Source organism: Alkalihalobacterium sp. APHAB7, from assembly GCF_048323755.1.
Lineage (GTDB): Bacteria > Bacillota > Bacilli > Bacillales > Bacillaceae_F > Alkalihalobacterium.
The window spans coordinates 119,085-138,844 of sequence record NZ_JBLWFS010000007.1 but is presented as its reverse complement, the minus strand read 5'-3'; the positions used below and the strand labels follow the sequence as shown (position 1 = coordinate 138,844).

The 19,760-nt window shown below is 38.7% G+C and carries 18 protein-coding genes and 1 riboswitch; of the genes, 2 read left to right on the top strand and 16 right to left on the bottom strand.

The features are described from left to right. Positions 1 to 78: 78 nt before the first annotated feature. Both ACNSTQ_RS09655 and ACNSTQ_RS09650 read right to left on the bottom strand, forming a co-directional pair. Positions 79 to 837, bottom strand: coding sequence for a class I SAM-dependent methyltransferase (locus tag ACNSTQ_RS09655; protein ID WP_418199633.1), 759 nt, complete (start codon positions 835 to 837; stop codon positions 79 to 81). A gap of 22 nt (positions 838 to 859) precedes the next feature. Next, the gene (locus tag ACNSTQ_RS09650; protein WP_418199632.1) at positions 860 to 1,897 is read right to left on the bottom strand and encodes an NAD(P)/FAD-dependent oxidoreductase; all 1,038 of its coding nucleotides are present in this window, start codon (positions 1,895 to 1,897) and stop codon (positions 860 to 862) included. Between the two features lie 202 nt (positions 1,898 to 2,099). Here ACNSTQ_RS09650 and ACNSTQ_RS09645 point away from each other — a divergent pair, with 202 nt between their 5' ends. After that, positions 2,100 to 2,933 carry an ion transporter gene (locus ACNSTQ_RS09645; RefSeq protein ID WP_418199631.1) on the top strand — a complete coding sequence of 278 codons (834 nt, stop codon included), beginning with the start codon at positions 2,100 to 2,102 and terminating at the stop codon, positions 2,931 to 2,933. A 96-nt stretch (positions 2,934 to 3,029) separates the two neighbouring features. On the opposite strand, the gene ACNSTQ_RS09640 is transcribed toward ACNSTQ_RS09645, so the two are convergent. Beyond that, the gene (locus ACNSTQ_RS09640; RefSeq protein WP_418199630.1) at positions 3,030 to 4,400 is read right to left on the bottom strand and encodes an aspartate kinase; all 1,371 of its coding nucleotides are present in this window, start codon (positions 4,398 to 4,400) and stop codon (positions 3,030 to 3,032) included. Positions 4,401 to 4,790: 390 nt separating this feature from the next. Next, positions 4,791 to 4,902: riboswitch (TPP riboswitch) on the top strand. A 197-nt stretch (positions 4,903 to 5,099) separates the two neighbouring features. Here ACNSTQ_RS09640 and thiC point away from each other — a divergent pair. Then, on the top strand, positions 5,100 to 6,854 hold the full coding sequence (thiC, locus tag ACNSTQ_RS09635; protein WP_418199629.1) for a phosphomethylpyrimidine synthase ThiC: 1,755 nt from the start codon (positions 5,100 to 5,102) through the stop codon (positions 6,852 to 6,854). A 100-nt stretch (positions 6,855 to 6,954) separates the two neighbouring features. Here thiC and ACNSTQ_RS09630 read toward each other — a convergent pair whose 3' ends face one another. The 13 genes from ACNSTQ_RS09630 to ACNSTQ_RS09570 all read right to left on the bottom strand — a co-directional run bounded on the left by ACNSTQ_RS09630 (position 6,955) and on the right by ACNSTQ_RS09570 (position 19,757). Then, positions 6,955 to 7,299 carry a hypothetical protein gene (locus tag ACNSTQ_RS09630; RefSeq protein ID WP_418199628.1) on the bottom strand — a complete coding sequence of 115 codons (345 nt, stop codon included), beginning with the start codon at positions 7,297 to 7,299 and terminating at the stop codon, positions 6,955 to 6,957. 85 nt (positions 7,300 to 7,384) lie between these two features. After that, positions 7,385 to 8,398 carry an ABC transporter substrate-binding protein gene (locus tag ACNSTQ_RS09625; protein WP_418199627.1) on the bottom strand — a complete coding sequence of 338 codons (1,014 nt, stop codon included), beginning with the start codon at positions 8,396 to 8,398 and terminating at the stop codon, positions 7,385 to 7,387. Beyond that, the gene (locus ACNSTQ_RS09620) at positions 8,395 to 9,489 is read right to left on the bottom strand and encodes a methyltransferase domain-containing protein (protein ID WP_418199626.1); all 1,095 of its coding nucleotides are present in this window, start codon (positions 9,487 to 9,489) and stop codon (positions 8,395 to 8,397) included. The genes ACNSTQ_RS09625 and ACNSTQ_RS09620 overlap by 4 nt, the downstream gene beginning before the upstream one ends. Before the next feature lie 9 nt (positions 9,490 to 9,498). Next, positions 9,499 to 10,314 (bottom strand): ABC transporter ATP-binding protein, encoded by an 816-nt coding sequence (locus ACNSTQ_RS09615; RefSeq protein WP_418199625.1) that lies wholly within the window; start codon positions 10,312 to 10,314, stop codon positions 9,499 to 9,501. Continuing rightward, positions 10,314 to 11,312: a FecCD family ABC transporter permease gene (locus ACNSTQ_RS09610; protein ID WP_418199691.1), complete on the bottom strand. Its 999-nt coding sequence runs from the start codon at positions 11,310 to 11,312 to the stop codon at positions 10,314 to 10,316. Before ACNSTQ_RS09610 ends, ACNSTQ_RS09615 begins: the two co-directional genes overlap by 1 nt. 310 nt (positions 11,313 to 11,622) lie before the next feature. Next, complete coding sequence (cobA, locus tag ACNSTQ_RS09605; protein ID WP_418199624.1) at positions 11,623 to 12,387, bottom strand: uroporphyrinogen-III C-methyltransferase; 765 nt, start codon at positions 12,385 to 12,387, stop codon at positions 11,623 to 11,625. Between the two features lie 13 nt (positions 12,388 to 12,400). Beyond that, positions 12,401 to 13,477, bottom strand: a complete 1,077-nt coding sequence (cobT, locus tag ACNSTQ_RS09600) for a nicotinate-nucleotide--dimethylbenzimidazole phosphoribosyltransferase (RefSeq protein ID WP_418199623.1) — start codon at positions 13,475 to 13,477, stop codon at positions 12,401 to 12,403. After that, positions 13,458 to 14,858 (bottom strand): cobyrinate a,c-diamide synthase, encoded by a 1,401-nt coding sequence (locus tag ACNSTQ_RS09595; protein WP_418199622.1) that lies wholly within the window; start codon positions 14,856 to 14,858, stop codon positions 13,458 to 13,460. The genes cobT and ACNSTQ_RS09595 overlap by 20 nt, the downstream gene beginning before the upstream one ends. A gap of 9 nt (positions 14,859 to 14,867) precedes the next feature. Next, on the bottom strand, positions 14,868 to 15,947 hold the full coding sequence (locus tag ACNSTQ_RS09590) for a cobalt-precorrin 5A hydrolase (protein WP_418199621.1): 1,080 nt from the start codon (positions 15,945 to 15,947) through the stop codon (positions 14,868 to 14,870). Then, positions 15,940 to 16,734: a precorrin-4 C(11)-methyltransferase gene (gene cobM / locus ACNSTQ_RS09585; protein WP_418199620.1), complete on the bottom strand. Its 795-nt coding sequence runs from the start codon at positions 16,732 to 16,734 to the stop codon at positions 15,940 to 15,942. Before cobM ends, ACNSTQ_RS09590 begins: the two co-directional genes overlap by 8 nt. Before the next feature lie 9 nt (positions 16,735 to 16,743). Beyond that, a complete protein-coding gene (cobI, locus tag ACNSTQ_RS09580) occupies positions 16,744 to 17,451 on the bottom strand; it encodes a precorrin-2 C(20)-methyltransferase (protein WP_418199619.1) in 708 nt (235 codons plus the stop codon). After that, positions 17,452 to 18,660 (bottom strand): precorrin-6y C5,15-methyltransferase (decarboxylating) subunit CbiE, encoded by a 1,209-nt coding sequence (gene cbiE / locus ACNSTQ_RS09575; protein ID WP_418199618.1) that lies wholly within the window; start codon positions 18,658 to 18,660, stop codon positions 17,452 to 17,454. Next, positions 18,639 to 19,757 carry a cobalt-precorrin-5B (C(1))-methyltransferase gene (locus ACNSTQ_RS09570; protein WP_418199617.1) on the bottom strand — a complete coding sequence of 373 codons (1,119 nt, stop codon included), beginning with the start codon at positions 19,755 to 19,757 and terminating at the stop codon, positions 18,639 to 18,641. Before ACNSTQ_RS09570 ends, cbiE begins: the two co-directional genes overlap by 22 nt. Positions 19,758 to 19,760: the final 3 nt, after the last annotated feature.

Below are 19,760 nucleotides of genomic sequence, written 5' to 3'. Positions count from 1 at the left end.
GGCTATTTATTTGTTTAGTACCGTCCTGCATCATTCAACAAAACTTCTATTGATAAATCAGAACCCCCAAAAATTACCTCAATCGTCTTTTTCTTTTTTACAAATATAAATCATCGAATGACTCTCTTTGGTTAACGGTGTTTTATCCCATTTTCCATACTGATGGAGAATTGTAAAGCCATGAAATGCTAATAGTCGTTCCATTTCCTTAGGGTAGACATAGCGAAGCTGAATATGAGTGATCTCATCGTTCTCCTTACTTCGTCTAATGGTCTTGTACGTTTGAATTTGGGCTAATTCATCATATTGACTGACTGTGTAAACATCGATCTTTTGACCTGCAGCGTCATGATAAGACCGCCAGTATTCCTCTTCTTCAGGTTGCATTAATTCTTCTTTTGAAGGAAACCTTGTTCCAAACAGAAATATACCACCTTTTTTCAGGTGCCGATATACTGAAGAAAGTAAATCATCTTGTGCTTGATTGGATAAAAAGTGTTGAAACGAGTTGCCTACCATAAATACAAATGAACTTTTTATATCAAGATCTAGCTTTGTACAATCCTGGATTATTAAGCGAATATCAATCTCCTTTGCATTCGCTTTTTCTTTTGCTTTACTTACCATTTTTTCATGCAGGTCGACACCAACCATTTCTATCCCCTGATCTGCAAGACGCAGTGCTATTCTTCCCGTTCCGCAAGCCAACTCGATCACAGGTCCATCTACTTGTTTGGCAAACTCTACGATCAGTGGTAAATCTTCTAAAAATGCCTCATTCTCTAAATCATATAAATCAGGGTCTTTATATTCTTCTAGATTGTTATTTACACTCATATCGTCTATCATTCTCCCCTACCTAGTTATTGGCACTTGAAGGTTGATCATTCCGGTGTAACATCCAATCTGATGCTGCTAATCCCGATAGAATAGCACCTTCAACAGCTCCTCGTTTAAAGATATCTCCAGCAAAAGCGATAGGTCCCGGAATGGTTGTGGCAACCAATTCATCAGGGTGTAAAGCTTCTGGTTTTGAATAACGCCAACGCTTTAACTGTTTTTCTAGTATCTCTCCTTCTCCTAGAAGAGGCTTTGCTGCTTGAATTAGTTTTTCTATGATGACCTCGTCCTCTTGATCATAATGTTCACGAGACCAATATTCGTTTCCGTGTATCGTCACTACCGTTGTGTCCGATATGCCTTTTTGTTGATTATCACCTAGGAACGACACTACCCCTTCTTTTATTTGAATCCCACCTGGCTTTGGTATATTCGTAGGTGCATCTAGTGCAACAATTGCACATAAACAAGGAAAATAACTCGTTGCCTTAAGATCTTCTTTTATATTTCCCTCCACCTTTACTCTTTCAATTAACTCTAAAGATTGTGGTGTAGGTGAAGTTAATAATAACTGGTCTGCGGTAAAAGATATTAACTCTGCTTCTTTTCCTTTGCGTACAATTACAGACCATTTATCCTCTATCCACTCCATTCTTTCAACTTTATGGTCTACTTTAATGTTTACATCTTGTGCTAATTCCTTCATTAAAGCATTCATTCCGTTCTTACCTGCATAACGAGGGTAACCGTCATTATGTAATGATAGACTATTAAGTTCTGTTACATTATTCATTTGATGAAATCCATTTGTCCAAGTATGGATAAGGCCAGCTTTCTCCCACTCCTTTACAAGAGCTTTCATTTGCTCACTACGAGCAGTAAAGAATTGTGCACCGTGATCACTTCTACCACCATTTACTCTTCTCGTAGCCATTCGACCCCCGACACTTTTCCCTTTATCTAATACGAGGTATTTCACACTTTTCTCTGAAAATTTCTTTGCTGCCATAATTCCAGCTAACCCAGCACCGACAATAATGACCGAATAATGACCCATTATCTCCATCTCCCTCTATACAACATTTCCTTTATTGTAACAAAATGAATATTGTTCGTGGGTGGCAATGTGTTGAACGAAGTTATGATGTTTACTTCCCCTATACATAAAAATCTAGTAAAATAAGTAGGTATGCATTTAAAGCTTAAATCATTACCTTGTAGAACATAGATGATTAAAGAGTAAGTTTTGGAGGAGAGAGATGGCTTCACAACAAGCTAAAGAAAACAAACAACCGCATCGGATTTCGGAATACTGTGCAAAAATAGTTGAACATAAAGCATTTACCACTACGGTCATTACATTTATTATTATAAACGCCATTGTTGTAGGGATCGAAACATATCCTAATGTTTACCAAACGTATACAAGTTGGTTTTACTATGCTGACATTACATTATTATGGATTTTTACAATTGAGATTGCCCTAAGAATGATTGCTGCCCGTCCAACCTACACCTTCTTTAAAAGCAGCTGGAACTGGTTTGATTTTCTTATTGTTGCGGCAGGACATATTTTTGTAGGTGCACACTTTGTCACTGTTTTACGTATTCTGCGTGTTCTTCGGGTCCTACGAGCGATTTCCGTTATTCCTTCATTACGGAAATTAGTTGATGCGCTCTTATTAACGATCCCCGCACTAGGGAATATTATGATTTTAATGAGCATTATCTTTTATATATTTGCGGTTACAGGAACGATGTTATTTGCCGATGTCGCACCTGAATATTTCGGTAATTTACAATTATCGTTATTAACCCTATTCCAGGTAGTTACTCTAGAGTCGTGGGCTAGCGGGGTTATGCGCCCCATATTTGCAGAAGTAGCTTGGTCGTGGATCTATTTTGTCCTCTTTATACTTGTCGGTACCTTTATTGTATTTAACTTATTTATTGGTGTTATCGTAAGTAATGTAGAAAAAACAAATAAAGAAGATGACGATAATGATGAGGCCGAAATGAAAAATGAGGTGCGAGAACTTCGCAAAGAAATTGTGGAACTTAAAAATATGATGATTAAGATGAACAAAAGCTGAGGAAATCCCCTCAGCTTTTTACTTATTTTATTCCCATTTTATTTGGCCCAGCTTCGCCTTCCACCCAGTCAAACTCAATCTCAAACGAATGCTAGGTTATTCAATTGACTCGTCCGCCGCTCCAAAAAACTCATCATATAGGGCACGAACTGCTTTCTCTTCATCTTCTTGGCGAATACCAAACACTAAACTGACTTCCGAGGAACCTTGGTTAATCATTTCAATGTTTACATCAGCATTGGCAAGTGCCGTAGTTGCACGTGCTGAAAGGCCGATCGTATTGTGCATTCCTTCGCCAACCATCATAATCATGGAAAAATCGCGCTCTACATACACATCATCTACATCTAACTCTTCTCGAATACGAGTAATGATGCGATCTTCTTTCTCTCCATCTAACTGACACTGTTTTAAAATAACAGACGTGTCATCAATTCCAGATGGGATATGTTCATATGAAATGCCTTCTTCTTCAATAATTTGAAGTAATTTACGTCCAAAACCGATCTCGCGGTGCATTAAGTACTTCCGCACATATAGCGTACAAAATTCTGAGTCACTCGCAATTCCGATCACTGGATTTAAAACGCACGCACGTTCAGCCATAATCATCGTTCCACGAGCTTCTGGATTATTTGTGTTTTTTATACATACAGGAATGGACTGACGAAATGCAGGCATAAGCGCTTCATCATGAAATACCGAAAAACCAGCATACGATAACTCACGCATTTCACGATATGTCATTTTCTTAATGTTCACAGGATTTTCAACGATCTTTGGATTGGCAGCAAATACCGAATCAACATCTGTGAAATTCTCATATAAATCTGCCTTCACTCCTGCAGCTAAAATAGATCCTGTGATATCCGATCCACCTCGAGGGAAAGTAACTAAAGTTCCTTCTTTAGAGTAGCCAAAGAACCCTGGAAAAACAATCACACCTGGACGTTCCCTTAGTTGGAACAAATGATCGTAGCTTTCCGGAAGAACTTGAGCGTTCCCAGGTTCATCACTCACTAATAACCCGGCCTCTTTTGGATTTACATATTGCGCTTCAATTCCGGTACTTTGAAAGTAAGCTGCGATTAACTTTGCATTGTTGTCTTCACCGCTCGCTTTCATTTGATCCATGAATTTCCCTTCATGTGAAGTATCAAAAGCTACTCGGGCTTGTAAATCCTCTTTAATCGTTTCTATAATATCTGCTGACAAATTGAGATCTAATGCAATCTCTTCATAACGGCCTACGACGGCACGTAGAGCATTCTCAACGTCGCCCTTTTCTAACACGGCATCAGCTAACTGTATAAGTAAATCCGTAACCTTTGTATCTGTTAATTCCCTCTTACCGGGCGCTGAAACGACTACAAATTTTCTTTCTTCGTTCTCGGCAATGATTGAAGCCACTTTACGAATTTGCTCTGCGTTCGCCACTGATGTTCCACCGAATTTCGCTACTCTCATCTCGTTTCTCCAACTCCTATAAAGTTTTTTTCTGTTCCCTTAATATTTCAATAATTCATAATTTATCATAGCCCTTACCTGTTTGCAAAGTTGAATAAATTGGATATCGTAGGCTATGTAAGGATATATCACCAACTGGTTTATTCAACCTTCCCATTCTCCCCATTCACGCTAATCGATAGAAAACCCTCCCATATGGTTGGATTTTCATGTGACAGTAACACTTTACAGGAATAAAGAGCTAAAATTAACAAACAATATTCGACATTTCCTGGCAAAACTCCTGCTCACCAGAACGATATTCATAAATTATTCTTAACAACAAGAAAAGGAAAATAGATCCAATTAACTGTTTTCTTTTCCAAAACTTTGTGTTAATTTAATAGTACAACTGAAGAAAACGGGAGCTCCATAGCAAGGGGCTGAGAGGACAACTGATACTGTTGTCGACCGTGAACCTGATCTAGGTAATGCTAGCGGAGGGATTTGAAGAATATTTATGTCCATTCGACCGCTTTCTAGCGGTCTTTTTATTTTTATAGTGTGCGCATATTATTAAAGTCGTTGACATTTATAACAGTCAAATGATTTTTAATTGTTGCTGCTATAAAAAGGATGAAATTTCTTATATTGTGACCCCCCTCCTCCATGATCGGTTCTATCATCAAGAACTTAAATCAAACTTAGGAGGATTTTTTTATGTCAATTCTTAACCCATTTCCAAACAGTAAGAAAGTTTATGAGAAAAGTAGTACAAACGATTTTATTGCTGTTCCTTTCCGTGAAATTGAACTAAGCCCAACCTCATTTGATGGAGAAGAAATTCCTAATGAACCGTTTAGGGTATACGATACGACTGGGCCTTACACAGACACTAACTACCAATCAGATGTAAGAAAAGGTTTGCCTGGTTTACGCAAACAATGGATATTAGATCGTGGTGACGTTGAATATTATGAGGGTCGTGATATAAAACCCGAGGATAATGGTTTTATTGATATTGAAAGAACGAAAGCTGTGGAAGTCTTTGATACAACAAGCAGGAAACCATTACGAGCGAAGCAAGGGAAGAATGTAACCCAACTCCACTATGCTAAAAAAGGAATGATCACACCTGAAATGGAGTTTATTGCGATCCGAGAAGGTTTAGATCCTGAATTTGTTCGATCTGAAGTAGCGAGTGGAAGGGCGATTATTCCATCGAATATTAATCACCCCGAGAGTGAACCCATGATTATCGGACGCAACTTCCACGTAAAAATTAATGCGAATATTGGGAACTCTGCAGTCAGCTCCTCAATAGAAGAAGAGGTTGAAAAAATGACGTGGGCGATCCGCTGGGGTGCCGATACAATCATGGATTTATCTACAGGCAAACATATACATACTACAAGAGAATGGATTATTCGAAACAGTCCAGTTCCAGTAGGTACAGTCCCTATCTACCAAGCCCTTGAAAAAGTAAATGGAGTCGCTGAGGACTTAACATGGGAAGTCTATCGAGATACATTAATTGAACAAGCGGAACAAGGTGTAGATTATTTTACAATCCACGCGGGAGTGTTACTACGTTATGTCCCGCTTACAGCTAATCGTTTAACCGGTATTGTTTCTAGAGGTGGTTCCATTATGGCCGCTTGGTGTCTGGCACATCACCAGGAAAACTTCCTCTACACTCATTTTGCTGAGATTTGTGAAATAATGAAAGCATACGATATCGCCTTCTCATTAGGAGATGGTTTACGTCCAGGTTCGATTGCTGATGCGAATGATGAGTCCCAATTTGCTGAGCTTGAAACATTAGGCGAATTAACGAAAATTGCTTGGGAACATGATGTTCAAGTAATGGTCGAAGGTCCTGGACACGTGCCCATGCACAAGATAAAAGAAAATATGGATAAACAACTTGATATTTGTCACGAAGCCCCTTTTTACACATTAGGTCCACTAACAACTGATATCGCACCAGGCTATGACCATATTACTTCAGCGATCGGCGCCGCGATGATAGCTTCTTATGGTACTGCCATGCTTTGCTATGTAACACCGAAGGAACATTTAGGGTTGCCGAATAAAGACGATGTTCGTGAAGGTGTTGTGACCTATAAACTTGCTGCTCACGCAGCAGATTTAGCAAAAGGCCATCCAAATGCCCAAAGACGAGACGATGCACTTTCAAAGGCGCGGTTCGAATTCCGTTGGCGTGATCAATTTAACTTATCATTAGACCCAGAAAAAGCAATGAGTTTTCATGATGAAACCCTGCCGGCAGAAGGTGCCAAAACCGCTCACTTCTGTTCCATGTGCGGGCCTAAGTTTTGCAGTATGAAGATCTCTCAAGATATTCGTCAAACCGCAAAAGAAAAGGGAATGGATGAACATACATTGTTAAAAGAAGAAATGGAGAAGAAATCTGAAGAATTTAAAGAACAAGGAAGTAAAATTTATAGATAACAAGTAAAAAGAAGCTGATTCATAGATAACTAATTTATGAGTCAGCTTCTTTTTTTATAAAAGGTTGGGTAAAGCAAATCACTTAAATCGAAAACTATAATTATTGTAATTGCCATTCCCCATCGCGATCCCACTTTCCTGTACGAAGCCCTACAGTTTCAAGTAATAGAGAAATTAGCGTTCTTGATTCACCTATTAATGAACTTTCCGTACAGTCTGAATCGGGTCTGTACTCCATATCAATCGCATCTTTCAGTGTTACTTCCTCTAAAAAGTTAGTAACATCAGCTTCATTAAAGCAAGGAGGGGCAACATATACGTTAAGGGAATGATCGACTATCATTCGGGCATTAGCTGGTGCGACTTCTGTCGTTTTAACCAATGATCCAATTAAAGCAAAAAGTATAATAAAAACGGAAAGCAATATAGATATTTGTTTGTTCATTTTTTTCATGCCTCTCATCTAGCTTGTATTCTATTATTTATTCTAGTACGAATTCATCAGATGAGCAATGAACAACACTTGAACTTTATTTGTATAGGCCGTTCACTAAAATTTCTAAAGCATATGGCGCTCGGATCCCTTCTGCAGCTGCAGATAATGGGATTACTATAAAGTTCTCTTTTTTTATAGCAGTGACATCCTCAAGGGCTGGATGACTCAGTAATGTTTCTTTTTTCTCTTCAGCCGTCGTTTCGCCATAATCAACAATGATAATTACTTCAGGATCTCGGTCCACTACTTCTTCCCAGCTTACTTCGGCCCAGTTTTTATCAATCTCACTAAAAATATTTTCTGCTCCCGCTAGCGTAATTAACGAATTCAGAAAATTTTGCGCCACTGTAAAAGGTGCCGTATCTCCGCTATCAAATACAAATACTTTCTTCTTTTCTGTTACCTCTGGAATATCTTTTTGTATATCAATTAGTTCTTCTTCCATTGAAGCAATTAATTGTTCTCCTCTTTCCTCAACGTTAAAGATACGTGCTATATTTCGAATATCTGAATAAATATCATCAATTGTCGGTCCCACTTTACTAGAAGACTCATGTAAGTACGCATTGATGCCAAACTCTTTTAATTGTTCAACAGTACCGATATTATCCTCACGAAATGCACTTGCCCATCCTGCATAAGCAAAATCTGGTTCTTCTGCTAGGAACACTTCTTGCGATGGGTATTGATTCGAGAGAACAGGTATTGACTCATAAGCTTCCTTAAATTCTGGTAAAACGGCATCATCTAAATATGCGGTTCCAACCATAAACTCTTCTAAACCTAGGGCTAACATCACTTCTGTCACATGTTGATTTAATGTAACGGCACGCTTAGGCGCTTCAGTGAACACTAACAGCTGCTCGTTATTTTCGATTTCAGTTGCTTCATATTCATTTTGGTCGACCTTTTCACTTTCTTCTAATTGTGTACTATTCGTTCCTGTAACCTCTTCGTTTGTTCCTGTCTCCTGTCCACACCCAACTAGCAGTATAGATGTTAGTATAAGACCTGATAAAATCGACTTCATTTTATATAATTTTTTCATATTACATTCTCCTTCGTCGTATATTTGGCAATAATTGTCCAACGATTACTTAATTGGTAGTCTGTTACGTCTCCTTGAATGGGGAATGGATACCCCCCATTTGTCCAAACCTCACCTTTATAAGGTTCGAGATTACGTGAAAGATCATTTATATTCTCACTAAGTAATTCATCTCTTTTTAATACCGCTCCAATTCTTTTTGTTGCTAAGTAAGGCATTAATGTTGTTGGCGAAGTACGTTGATAGCTAGTTTGATAGTTTTCGAACATATCCATTACTTCAAAGCCCTCTGCTTTTAATAGATAACACATCTCTCTAGGAAGTATTAGACTATACTCCCTGTCTACTTTAAATCGAGATACTTCATTATTTTGTTCATATGTTTCATAGGTTATAGTTGTTTCAAATGTCTGTTGAGGTAAGTAAGTTTGTCCTTCAATTGTTTGATATATCCGTTTTTTCCCCCAATATTTACATTGTCTCATCTTCCAACTTCTATCGTTGGGTGGAATGATAATATCTACCGCTACTAAACCTCCGTTAACTAGATGGTTCTTTACATTTGCTAAAACTTGTAGCTGCTCTTCTGGTAACAGGAAATGTTGTAAAAAACCTTCTGTTAGTAAAACATGGCTGAACTTCTTGATAGAAGAGGTGAAATCTAATGCATTCTCGTATAGTAAAACTAACTTGGAAACATCACTTAACCTTTTTCTTTTCTTTTCAGCTATCGCCAGCATATCTTCACTCGTATCGAGCCCTATGACATCAACTCCCTCAAAAGCTAATTCATACGCGATTCTGGCAGTACCAACTCCTAGCTCTAATACAGAAGGTTCAGAAGTAGTATTAATCATTTGTTTAAAGAATTTCACACCACTTTTTCCAGTAAAAAGATCGAAATACTCGGCTTCAAGGCCAATATAAGGTTTAGTCTGTTGTCTTTCATGCCGTTCCCCCTGCATGCCGCAGCGATTACAAAGGGACCCAGCTAACTGTTCAAATGGTGTTCCTTTTGGAATTCCGTTTTTCGTATCGCCATTTCTTTCTTCATATTGAAATCCACAAAAATTACATTGATATTCGCCCATTCCTTCCTCCTAAATATGCGAAGCAAAAGATCGTAAGTTTTCCCCTTTTGATTTAGCCACCGTTTTTGAAGTATATAAAACATGGACTTTCTCAGTAATTGGGTTCTTAATGATAGTCCCATTAACACAGAACACATCGGCTAATAGCTCTTCTGTTAACACTTGCTCTGGTGAACCTTCTGCAACGATTTCCCCTTTATTTATAACTAGTAATTTATCGCAATAAGCAGCTGCTAAATTTAAATCATGTAATGCAGCTAAAGACGTCAGTTTCAAGCCTTTCACAACATCCAGAAGATGTAATTGATGATGAATATCAAGATGATTTGTTGGCTCATCTAATATAAATAATTTTGGTTCCTGCGTGAGGGCCCTAGCTATTAATACCCTTTGCTTTTCACCACCTGACAAATCTGAAAAGCTCCGATTTCGATAATGCTCAATTCCAACTTCGTTTAGCGATCGGGTAACTATTGTTTCATCGTATTCATTATCTTTTTCTAATAATCGCTTATGTGGATGCCTGCCCATACGTACAATATCTTCTACTGTAAAATCAAATGGCACTGAGCTTTCCTGACCAACAACAGCTACTTTTTGAGCAAAGCAACGATTTTTCCACTTATTTGTATTCGACTGGTTAACAAGTATGGACCCGTTAGAAGGTGCATAAATACGATAAATCGTTTTTAACAATGTTGATTTCCCACTGCCATTTGGTCCAATCACACCAACAAACTCTCCATCATTCACGTGAAAATTGATATTTTGAATAATTGGCTTATGGTCAATTTTCGTTATTACATTTTGGACTGAAACCTCCACTACTTTCCACCATCCCCTGTTCCAAAAGAATAGTTACTTCTTCTTAATAACCAGATAAAAAACGGACCACCACATATTGCTGTAACAATACCTATTGGTAATTCTTGAGGTGAAACTACAGTTCTTGCAGCCACATCTGCCCATACTAGAAAAATCGCACCTATTAAACTACTGACAATTAACACTCTTCGATGATCAGAACCAACCATTAACCGGACGATATGTGGTACCATTAATCCGATAAATCCGATCGCACCACTCACAGAGACCATAACTCCAGTTAATAAAGCCGTTAGTAAGATTAAAAATTTCTTAAACACATCAATATTCATACCTAGCGTTGTAGCAGTTGCGTCTCCCATCAAAAGTAAATTAAGAGGACGATAGGATAAAACTAAAATAACGATGCCTATAACTAACGAGAAAAAAGGGACGGGAAGTTGCTCCCATTTGGCACCAGCCAAACTACCCATCATCCAAAACATTGCATCTCTTATTCCTTCTTCTCGCGGAGCAGAGATAACGATATAGCTCGTAACGGCAGATAACATCATCGAAACAGCAATTCCTGCTAAAAGCAGGCGGACAGTAGATATTTTTCCACGTACTTGTGCAAGCATAAAAACAAGTAATACTGATACCAGTGCACCTAAGAAAGCTGCTGCTGACAATGCATATTGACCAAATAGCTTGAATGCACCAAAGATGATGACTAACGTTGCACCGACAGACGCCCCAGATGATACGCCAAGAATGAATGGATCCGCTAATGAATTACGAACTAAAGCTTGAATAGCCACACCGACAACAGCTAGTCCTGCTCCTACTACTGCACCTAATAAGACCCTTGGAAACCGAATTTCCCATATAATTTGTTCCTGTGATTTTGACCAATCCTGAACGATGAATTCGTTTAGGATTGGCAGTTTAGAAAAGGCTATTTTCCAAACAGTTAATGGTGAGATAGAAACAGGACCAATCATCACAGCTGCGGTCATCGAAGTAATTAATATACTCGCTAATATGAAAACAAAGAGTAGATGTGAAACATTTAGTATCTTTTTCTTATGTATTAACTTAGGAGAGGTGTCGCTTTTCATGTCAGCTTGCATTTATCGTCCTCCTTTTATAAATCGTAATCATTACGTTTTGTATTATACGCTACTATTCTCGTTTGTCAAAAACTTTTTATTTGTTTCAACTTGTGGGTAAAAACGGTCTAAAAATTAAATAAACTCTTGCACCAAATATAGATACAATCTAAAAGGAGTTGTATCTATATTTGGTAGTTGAGATCTTCAAGAAATGTTAAGACACTCCTAAAGCATCTTCTTTATACCACTTGATCTTTCCTCGTAAAGTTACAATTTCACCAACTAGGATAATAGCAGGATGAGAGATACTAGCTTCTCTCGCCTTCTGTTCGATCGTTTCTAACGTACCTACAACAACCCTTTGTTTTTCCGTTGTCCCCCATTCAATTATAGCTACCGCAGTTGAGGACTTTTTTCCGTGAAGAATTAACTGGTTACAGATTAAAGGTAAGTTTTTTACGCCCATATAAAAAGCGATCGTATCTATTCCATTTGCTAATGCACTCCACTTAACTTCATTATTTTCTTCGTTTTGCAAATGCCCTGTAACCATCGCAAAGCTAGAACCGTAATCACGATGAGTTACAGGTATGCCAGCATAAGCTGGTGCAGCTATTCCAGACGATACACCTGGAACAATTTCATATGGGATTTTATGGCTGGCCAAAACTTCTGCTTCCTCACCTACTCTACCGAACACACAAGGGTCGCCACCTTTTAGTCTAGTGACCACTTTTCCTTCTTTTGCTTTGGTCACTAATAATTCATTGATTTGCTCTTGTTTTAACGTATGCTGCTTCGGTAGCTTTCCGCAATATATAAACTCAGCACTTACATTCGCATAATCAAGTAAAGATGGGTTCGCTAATCGATCATAAATAATGACATCCGATGTCTTAATACACTCCAAGCCTCGGACCGTAATTAATTTAGGGTCACCCGGTCCTGCGCCAACTAAGTACACCTTTCCGTTTTTCATTTCGTTCCCGCCTTTATACCGTACTTTCTGTTGCCTCATTTTTCTTTTCGATTCCTAGATCAGCGAAAGTTGCCATCTCGGTTAAAATTCGTGTTGCCGCATCTAGTAGTGGATAAGCTAATGCCGCTCCCGTTCCTTCTCCTAATCTTAAATCGAGCGAAAGCAATGGCTTTTTATTTAAATACTCAAATACAGCCTTATGCCCTGGTTCGACCGATTGGTGGCTAATGATTAAATAGTCCTTAATCGTAGGGCACAGTTCATAAGCGACTAATGCCGCTGCAGTCGAAATGAACCCATCGACGATTACAGGCATACGATTTGCTGCAGCTTGTAATAAAATTCCCGTCATCGCTGCAATTTCAAGTCCTCCGACACGAGCTAACACCTGAAGTGCCGAGGCATTGTTTACATTTCGACGTCTTAGAGCTTCTTCAATGATTGCTATTTTATGTTGATGTTCGTCTGCATTGAGTCCAGTCCCACGACCGACAACATCTTGTACGGCGACTTTTGTATAAGATGCAATTAATGCACTGCTAGCCGTTGTATTTCCAATTCCCATTTCCCCAATAATAATTAACTCATGTCCCTGCTTAATTAAGCTTTGAGCAACTTCCATACCCGCTTCAATTGCTTGAACAGCTTCTTGCTCACTCATCGCATCTTCTGTAAGGAAATTATTAGTGCCGTTCTTTACCTTTTTCTTGACTAATGCTGGATGGTCGAGTATTCCATTAACGCCGACATCCACTACGGTTACAGTTGCCCCGATTTGATTTCCAAGAACATTAATCGCAGCACGACCGATGAAAAAGTTATGGATCATTAATTTGGTAACTTCTTGTGGGTACGCGGAAACACCTTCTGAAACAATGCCATGGTCTCCAGCACAGACCACTATGGCAGGCTTTTTAACAGTTGGCCGCTCTTTCCCTGTAATTCCTGCTAATTGAATAGCTATCTCTTCTATCCTACCGAGCGCTCCAATTGGTTTTGTTAATTGGTCGACATGTTCGCTGACGTTATTCATCACTTGTTCATCTAGCGGTTTGATTTGGGACAATATTTCATTGATTTTCTGCATCATTCTTCTTCTCCTTATACTCTAAACATTTCTCAACAAAGGACTTTGCCATATCTGGATTAGAAGCAAAATGAATATGCGTATACCCAGCCACTAGATGATCTGTTTTATAACCCTCTTCTTTTTCACCACGAAGTGCTTTTACAAAATAAGCCCTTTGAAAATCTTCTTTATCACTTTCAAAGGTTGAATAATGGAACTCATGACCACGAGCTTCTGAATTTTTGTCTAAAAGAAACGTCCCATCGATAGCTTTTACTTGTCGATACCCGAGGGCGGCTAAACTGCTCTGCATCTTTACTTTTCCAGGTATGACACCAATCATCGGGTATGTTTGCCCTTCACTATTAGTAATGGAATCTGTTAAGTACATAAACCCTCCACATTCTGCAAAGGTAGGCAGTTCATTTGTTATAGCATCTTTAATATCTCTTCTAGCTTGAGCATTTTCTGATAGCTCTTTTGCAAACTCTTCCGGGAAACCACCGCCAATGTACAAACCGTCTACTCCAGCCGGTAACGTTTCTCCTTTTAGAGGACTAAAGAAAATAAGTTCTGCACCTGCTTTTTCCAACAACTTAAAGTTTTCACGATAATAAAAGTTAAACGCAGAATCATAAGCTACGGCAATTTTGACTTTGAATTCTTCCTCTTTCTGCTTTAAAAATAAATCCGTTTTAGGTTGGAGAACTGGGCCTTGTTCTGATATTTTTAATAACTCATCTAAATCGATTCGATCAGCGACTACTTCACCAAGTTCATTGAAAAATTCGTCGAGTTCACCTCGTTCAATCGCAGGGATTAATCCTAAATGGCGTTCTGGAATATGTAAGCCATCACCTTTTAATAAGTACCCGACCACTGGAACATCGCATTCTTGTTCAATGGCTGTTTTACAAAGTTCATAGTGACCTTTGCTACCAGCTTGGTTTAAAATGACACCGGCAATATTTACATTTGGATCAAGTAATTGATATCCTTTAACAATCGCAGCCGCACTTCTAGCCATACTCGCAATATTAACTACTAAGATCACTGGCGCTTGAAGAAGTAGGCTAATCTCAGCTGTACTGCCACTATTACTTTTTGGGCTTTTTCCATCATAAAAACCCATTACTCCTTCGATGATTGAAAGGTCCGCATCTTCACTTGCATTAACAAAAATATCATTAACGATGTCATGGTTTAGCATCCAACTATCGACATTTCGGGAATGTCTCCCTGTCACAGCTGTATGATAACTAGGATCAATATAGTCCGGCCCACACTTAAACCCTTGAACAGTTAAGCCTTTCTTTTTAAAGGCCGCCATTAAGCCGATTGTTAACGTCGTCTTTCCAACTCCACTATTTGTTCCTGCAATCACTATTCTTCGTTGCATCATGTCACACCCTTACTTTTTAACAGCAATCGATATCGTTACATTGCCACTTTTCTTTTTTTCTAATAGAAGCTCATCTACTCCAGCTGCTAGTAGTGCCGCCGGTTCGCTGACACCATAAGCACCGGTAAATTTATAAACCGTTTCAGACGGATTTTTTATCGGAACCGTGTTTAGTTGCTCTGGAGTATAGTAGAGGAAATCCCAGCCCAATTCATCACATACTTGGATCAGCCCTTCTTCATCCTTTTTCAGATCAATGGTTGCAATCGACTTCACCGATTGAATGGATATGTGTTGATCTTTCAACGTTTCGGAAATGACTTTTTTTATTTCCTCCGCACTCGTCCCACGATTACAACCCATCCCTAAATAAACAGATTTGGGACGGTATAAAACTCCATTCTTTAATAGCTTTTGTTCTTCTTCTTTTGATAAAATTCTATGAGTAATAACTAGTGCTGCATTAAAATCGATATCCATTGCTTCTTCATACGATTGTACCACTTTCATTTGCTTCGGTAGTGGCCGTTCATGTTTCCACCAAGTTTTTTCACCTGATTCTTGCAAGATAAGAAGTGGTTCCTCATTCACAACAGCTGCACTTACTGGTGTGACATTTGAAAAGTCTTCAATTACCCAGCTAAATTCACGTCCAAATATATCCACCGGAATCGTCTTTTGCACATCAGATGCTGTAGTAATTACTGGAGTCGCATTAATGAAGGAAGCCACTTCACGTGTTAAATCATTAGCCCCACCAATATGACCTGAAAGCACACTAATTACAAATTCTCCTTTATCGTCAATCACTACTACCGCGGGATCCGTTTTCTTATCTATTAATATCGGCGCAATCATTCGCACAACGGCTCCTAATGAAATCACCATAATGATTCCATCATATCTTTTGAACATATCAGGTAATAAAAGTCGAATGGAACCTTCGAATAATTGAATATTTTTTTCCGTTTCATCACCCTGTTCAAACTTTCTCATGTAGTATAAATCCGCTTTAGGTATGGATGAACTTAATTCTCGAATTAACTCCACTCCATGCTTTGTAATGGCAACGATTGCAATGTTATCCATTAACTGACTCCCCTATACGATAACCGTGGGTAAACGATTTATCATAGAGCTTAGATTCATATTTTCCTTCTTCCATCAAAAGTTGCTCATTGGCTGCTTTACTAATGATAACCATCGCTTGTTTACGAATTCCTTCTGACCTCATCGTTTCATCTAATTGACCTAATGTTGTTTTAACCACTTTTTGATCTGGCCATGAGGCACGATAGACTACGACAACTGGATCCGTCTCAAGCCATCCTGCTTCTAGAAACTCTCTCACTACTTTCTTAATTAATGTGGCACTTAAAAATAAACATGTCGAGCTATGATGACTTGCTAAATCTTTTAACTGTTCTCGTTCTGGCATCGGTGTGCGCCCTTCTGCTCGAGTGAGAATAACGGTTTGCGTTAATTCAGGAACCGTCAACTCGATTTGGGCAGCAGCAGCAGCTGCAAATACTGAACTAACACCTGGAATGATTTCGTAATCCACATTAGCACGTTTTAAATAACGCATCTGCTCTAAGATCGCACCATAAACAGAAGGATCGCCTGTATGAACTCGTGCGACACTTCGCCCTTGTTTAACATTCGTTACCATACAGTCAACAAGCTCTTCTAAATTCATACCTGCACTTTTTAATACTTGCGCATCTGATTTTGCTACTTCCATTAATTGTTCGTTCACAAGAGAGTCGGTAAATAAGATGACGTCGGCTTGCTTTAAGATATTTTGACCTTTGACTGTTATTAGTTCTGGATCTCCAGGACCTGCTCCCACAATATAAACTTTTGCTTCCAACAATGGTTTCACCTACTTTCTTACTAACATTAACGTTAAATATTCGAGTTCAGCATTCTTTAATTCACGAACATCTTTCCAAATATATTCCTCACCTGATGTTACTTTTGTGACGACTGTCGCTTTATCAATTAAATCTAGCTCTTCTAATAGTTCAATTATCATTGGTAATACTTTGGCTACTTTTATAAACACCAGTCCATCATGATCTTGTAGTGCTTTTTTCATGTCATCCCGGTTGTCCGTTGCTGGAATAATCCCGGTCCAATCATCACCGTCAGCAAGAGGAATGCCTAGCCTTGATGCAGCCCCATTTACACTCGATATACCAGGAATGGATACAATATTAACTTCTGGATGAAGCAGCTTCATTAAGCGGTACATATGAATAAATGTACTGTATAACATCGTGTCACCTTCTGTTACAAAAGCAACATTTTTTCCTTGTTGAATACACTCCCATACTTGATCAACAATCGTCCGCCACTCTCTATCAAGAATTTCTTGGGCTTTTGTCATTGGAAACACAAGGCCGAGCATTTCTTTATTCTCTGTATCAATATATTGTTCTACAATTTGGTAAGCATAGCTTTTACTACCTTTTCTCTTCTTGGGGTAAGCAACAACATCTGCTTCTTTAAGCATCCTGTAGGCTTTAATCGTAATTAGTTCTGGATCCCCAGGGCCTACCCCAACACCATAAATGGTTCCGATCGTCATTTATTGCTCCTCCTTCTTTGTTGCTGTAATAATATAGATTGGATTTAAACCTTCAAAACGGTTCATATGTAAGATAGGTCTACTTCTTGAAATCTGTACGAGACGAATCGATGTTGCAACCCCTAGCGAATGAAAAGTTTCATTTGCTAGATAAAGAGTTTCAATCGTGGCTGCATTGAGAACTATTCGTCCTCCTTCTTTTAAACGGTCGACACAGATTTTTAATAGTTCTTTTATTTCTCCACCTGTTCCGCCAATAAATATGGCATCTGGATCAGGAAACTCATCTAGTCCTTCTGGGGCTTTATTACATGTCACTGTAATATCCGTTCGAAACTTCTTCGTATTTTCTAAACAGTTTTCATAGTCTGCTTGATTTTTTTCAATCGCAAATACTTGACCATGTCTAGCAATTCTTGCACTTTCAATTGCCATAGACCCTGTACATGTGCCAATATCCCATATGGTTGAGTCCTCTTGAATATTTAATTCTGCTAAACTAAGAACTCGCACTTCTTTTTTCGTAATCAGACCTTTATCCGGCTTTCTTTGTTTAAATTCATTATCTGATATTCCAATTGACCAAGTTGGACCTTTTTTATTCCATTTTAAAATAACGATATTGAGCGGGTGGCCTTCATAAGTGGACATTTCTTCTAACGAAAGTGAAACCACTTTTTCATTTTCTCCACCGAGTGCTTCTGCTACATAGGCATCATACTCTTTCATCCCGTATGAAAGAAGATACTTTGCAATACTTGCTGGGGTGTTCATTTCATCTGTTAATAGACAAACTTTTTTCTTGCCATCGATCTTTTGAGCTAACCCTTTCATCGCACGTCCATGTACACTAATAAACGTACAATCATGCCAACTTTCCTGTACTTTTGCAAAAGCTTCCTGAATTGAGCTGACATTAGGATAGATTTCGACGGGGATTTTTTTTGCTAGATAACTACCAATCCCGTAAAATAAAGGGTCTCCAGAAGCTAACAGAACACACCTTTTCGTTGAAGACTGAAGTCGATCTACGATAGCCTTTAAGTTCCCCTTTAATGTAATACGCTCACCATTGAAATCTGGAAAAAAGCTAAGATGACGTTCTCCCCCTATTAAACATTCACATTCATTAATCCACTTTTCATAAATGGGTAATAAACTAGATTTTCCGCCATCCGTTATTCCTATCACTTTAATGGGTTGTCCCATAATACAACCTCTCTTCCTAACACTTCTTTATTCATTGATATAATATAGACTTCTATATCTAATCCACCTCGAATTTCTTTGAGACTCATATAACCTATCGATTGACATAACTTTGAGAAAAAGGCATGATGCCCATGCTCCAACATGAGTGTCCCTACTTGGGATGCAGTATTAGCTCCACGAATTTCTTCCTGTAACTCGTTTGGAACTCCTGCTTCTTGTGCTACTTCAGCTAGAAAATTGAAATCAACTGGCGCACTTTTAGAGTGCACCATCATAACCCCTTGAGCTACTTTTGAAAATTTCCCCATCATTCCAACAAGCGTTATTTTCTTTACTTTTTTTGCTTTACATTGCTTTAAAGCAAATCCGACGAAATCACCCATTTCAATAAAAGCTTCTTCCTTAGCTTCAGGATAATTTTCAATGGCAAACTTTTCACTTCTCCCACCTGTCGTTAAAAATAAGTGATCGCATCCGTTTGTCACAGCTACAGAAATAGCTTGAGCAATACTCGCTTTAAACGCTGAAGTTGAAAAGGGTACAACTGTTCCTCTTGTCCCTAATATTGAAATGCCTCCAATAATGCCTAGCCTACCGTTTAATGTTTTCTTCGCAATTTCTTCTCCATCAGGAACAGAAATGACAATACTTACACCTTTTATGAGAGAAAATTTCTCTAATACGTCTAAAGCCGCCTCAATAATCATTTTTCGAGGTACAGGGTTGATGGCAGCTTCACCGACAGCTACTGGTAAACCAGGCTTTGTCACTCTTCCTACCCCGACACCACCATCTAAATGAACTCCTTCATCATGACTTAATTGAACGGTTGCAATAATTTGGGCTCCGTGGGTCGCGTCAGGATCATCCCCACCGTCCTTAATGATGGTTGCGCTTGCTTTACGGTCAGTGAACCGTACATTTTCCATGTTGAAAGTTACCACATCACTATTAGGTAAACGAATGGACACTTGTCTCACTTCTTTCTGCAAGATGAGTGAAAGTAAAGCGGCTTTTGTTGCTGCCGTTGCATTAGCACCTGTTGTATATCCATGCCGCATATCCTTCGGGTCTTTTTCAACTTTCTTTCTCATATT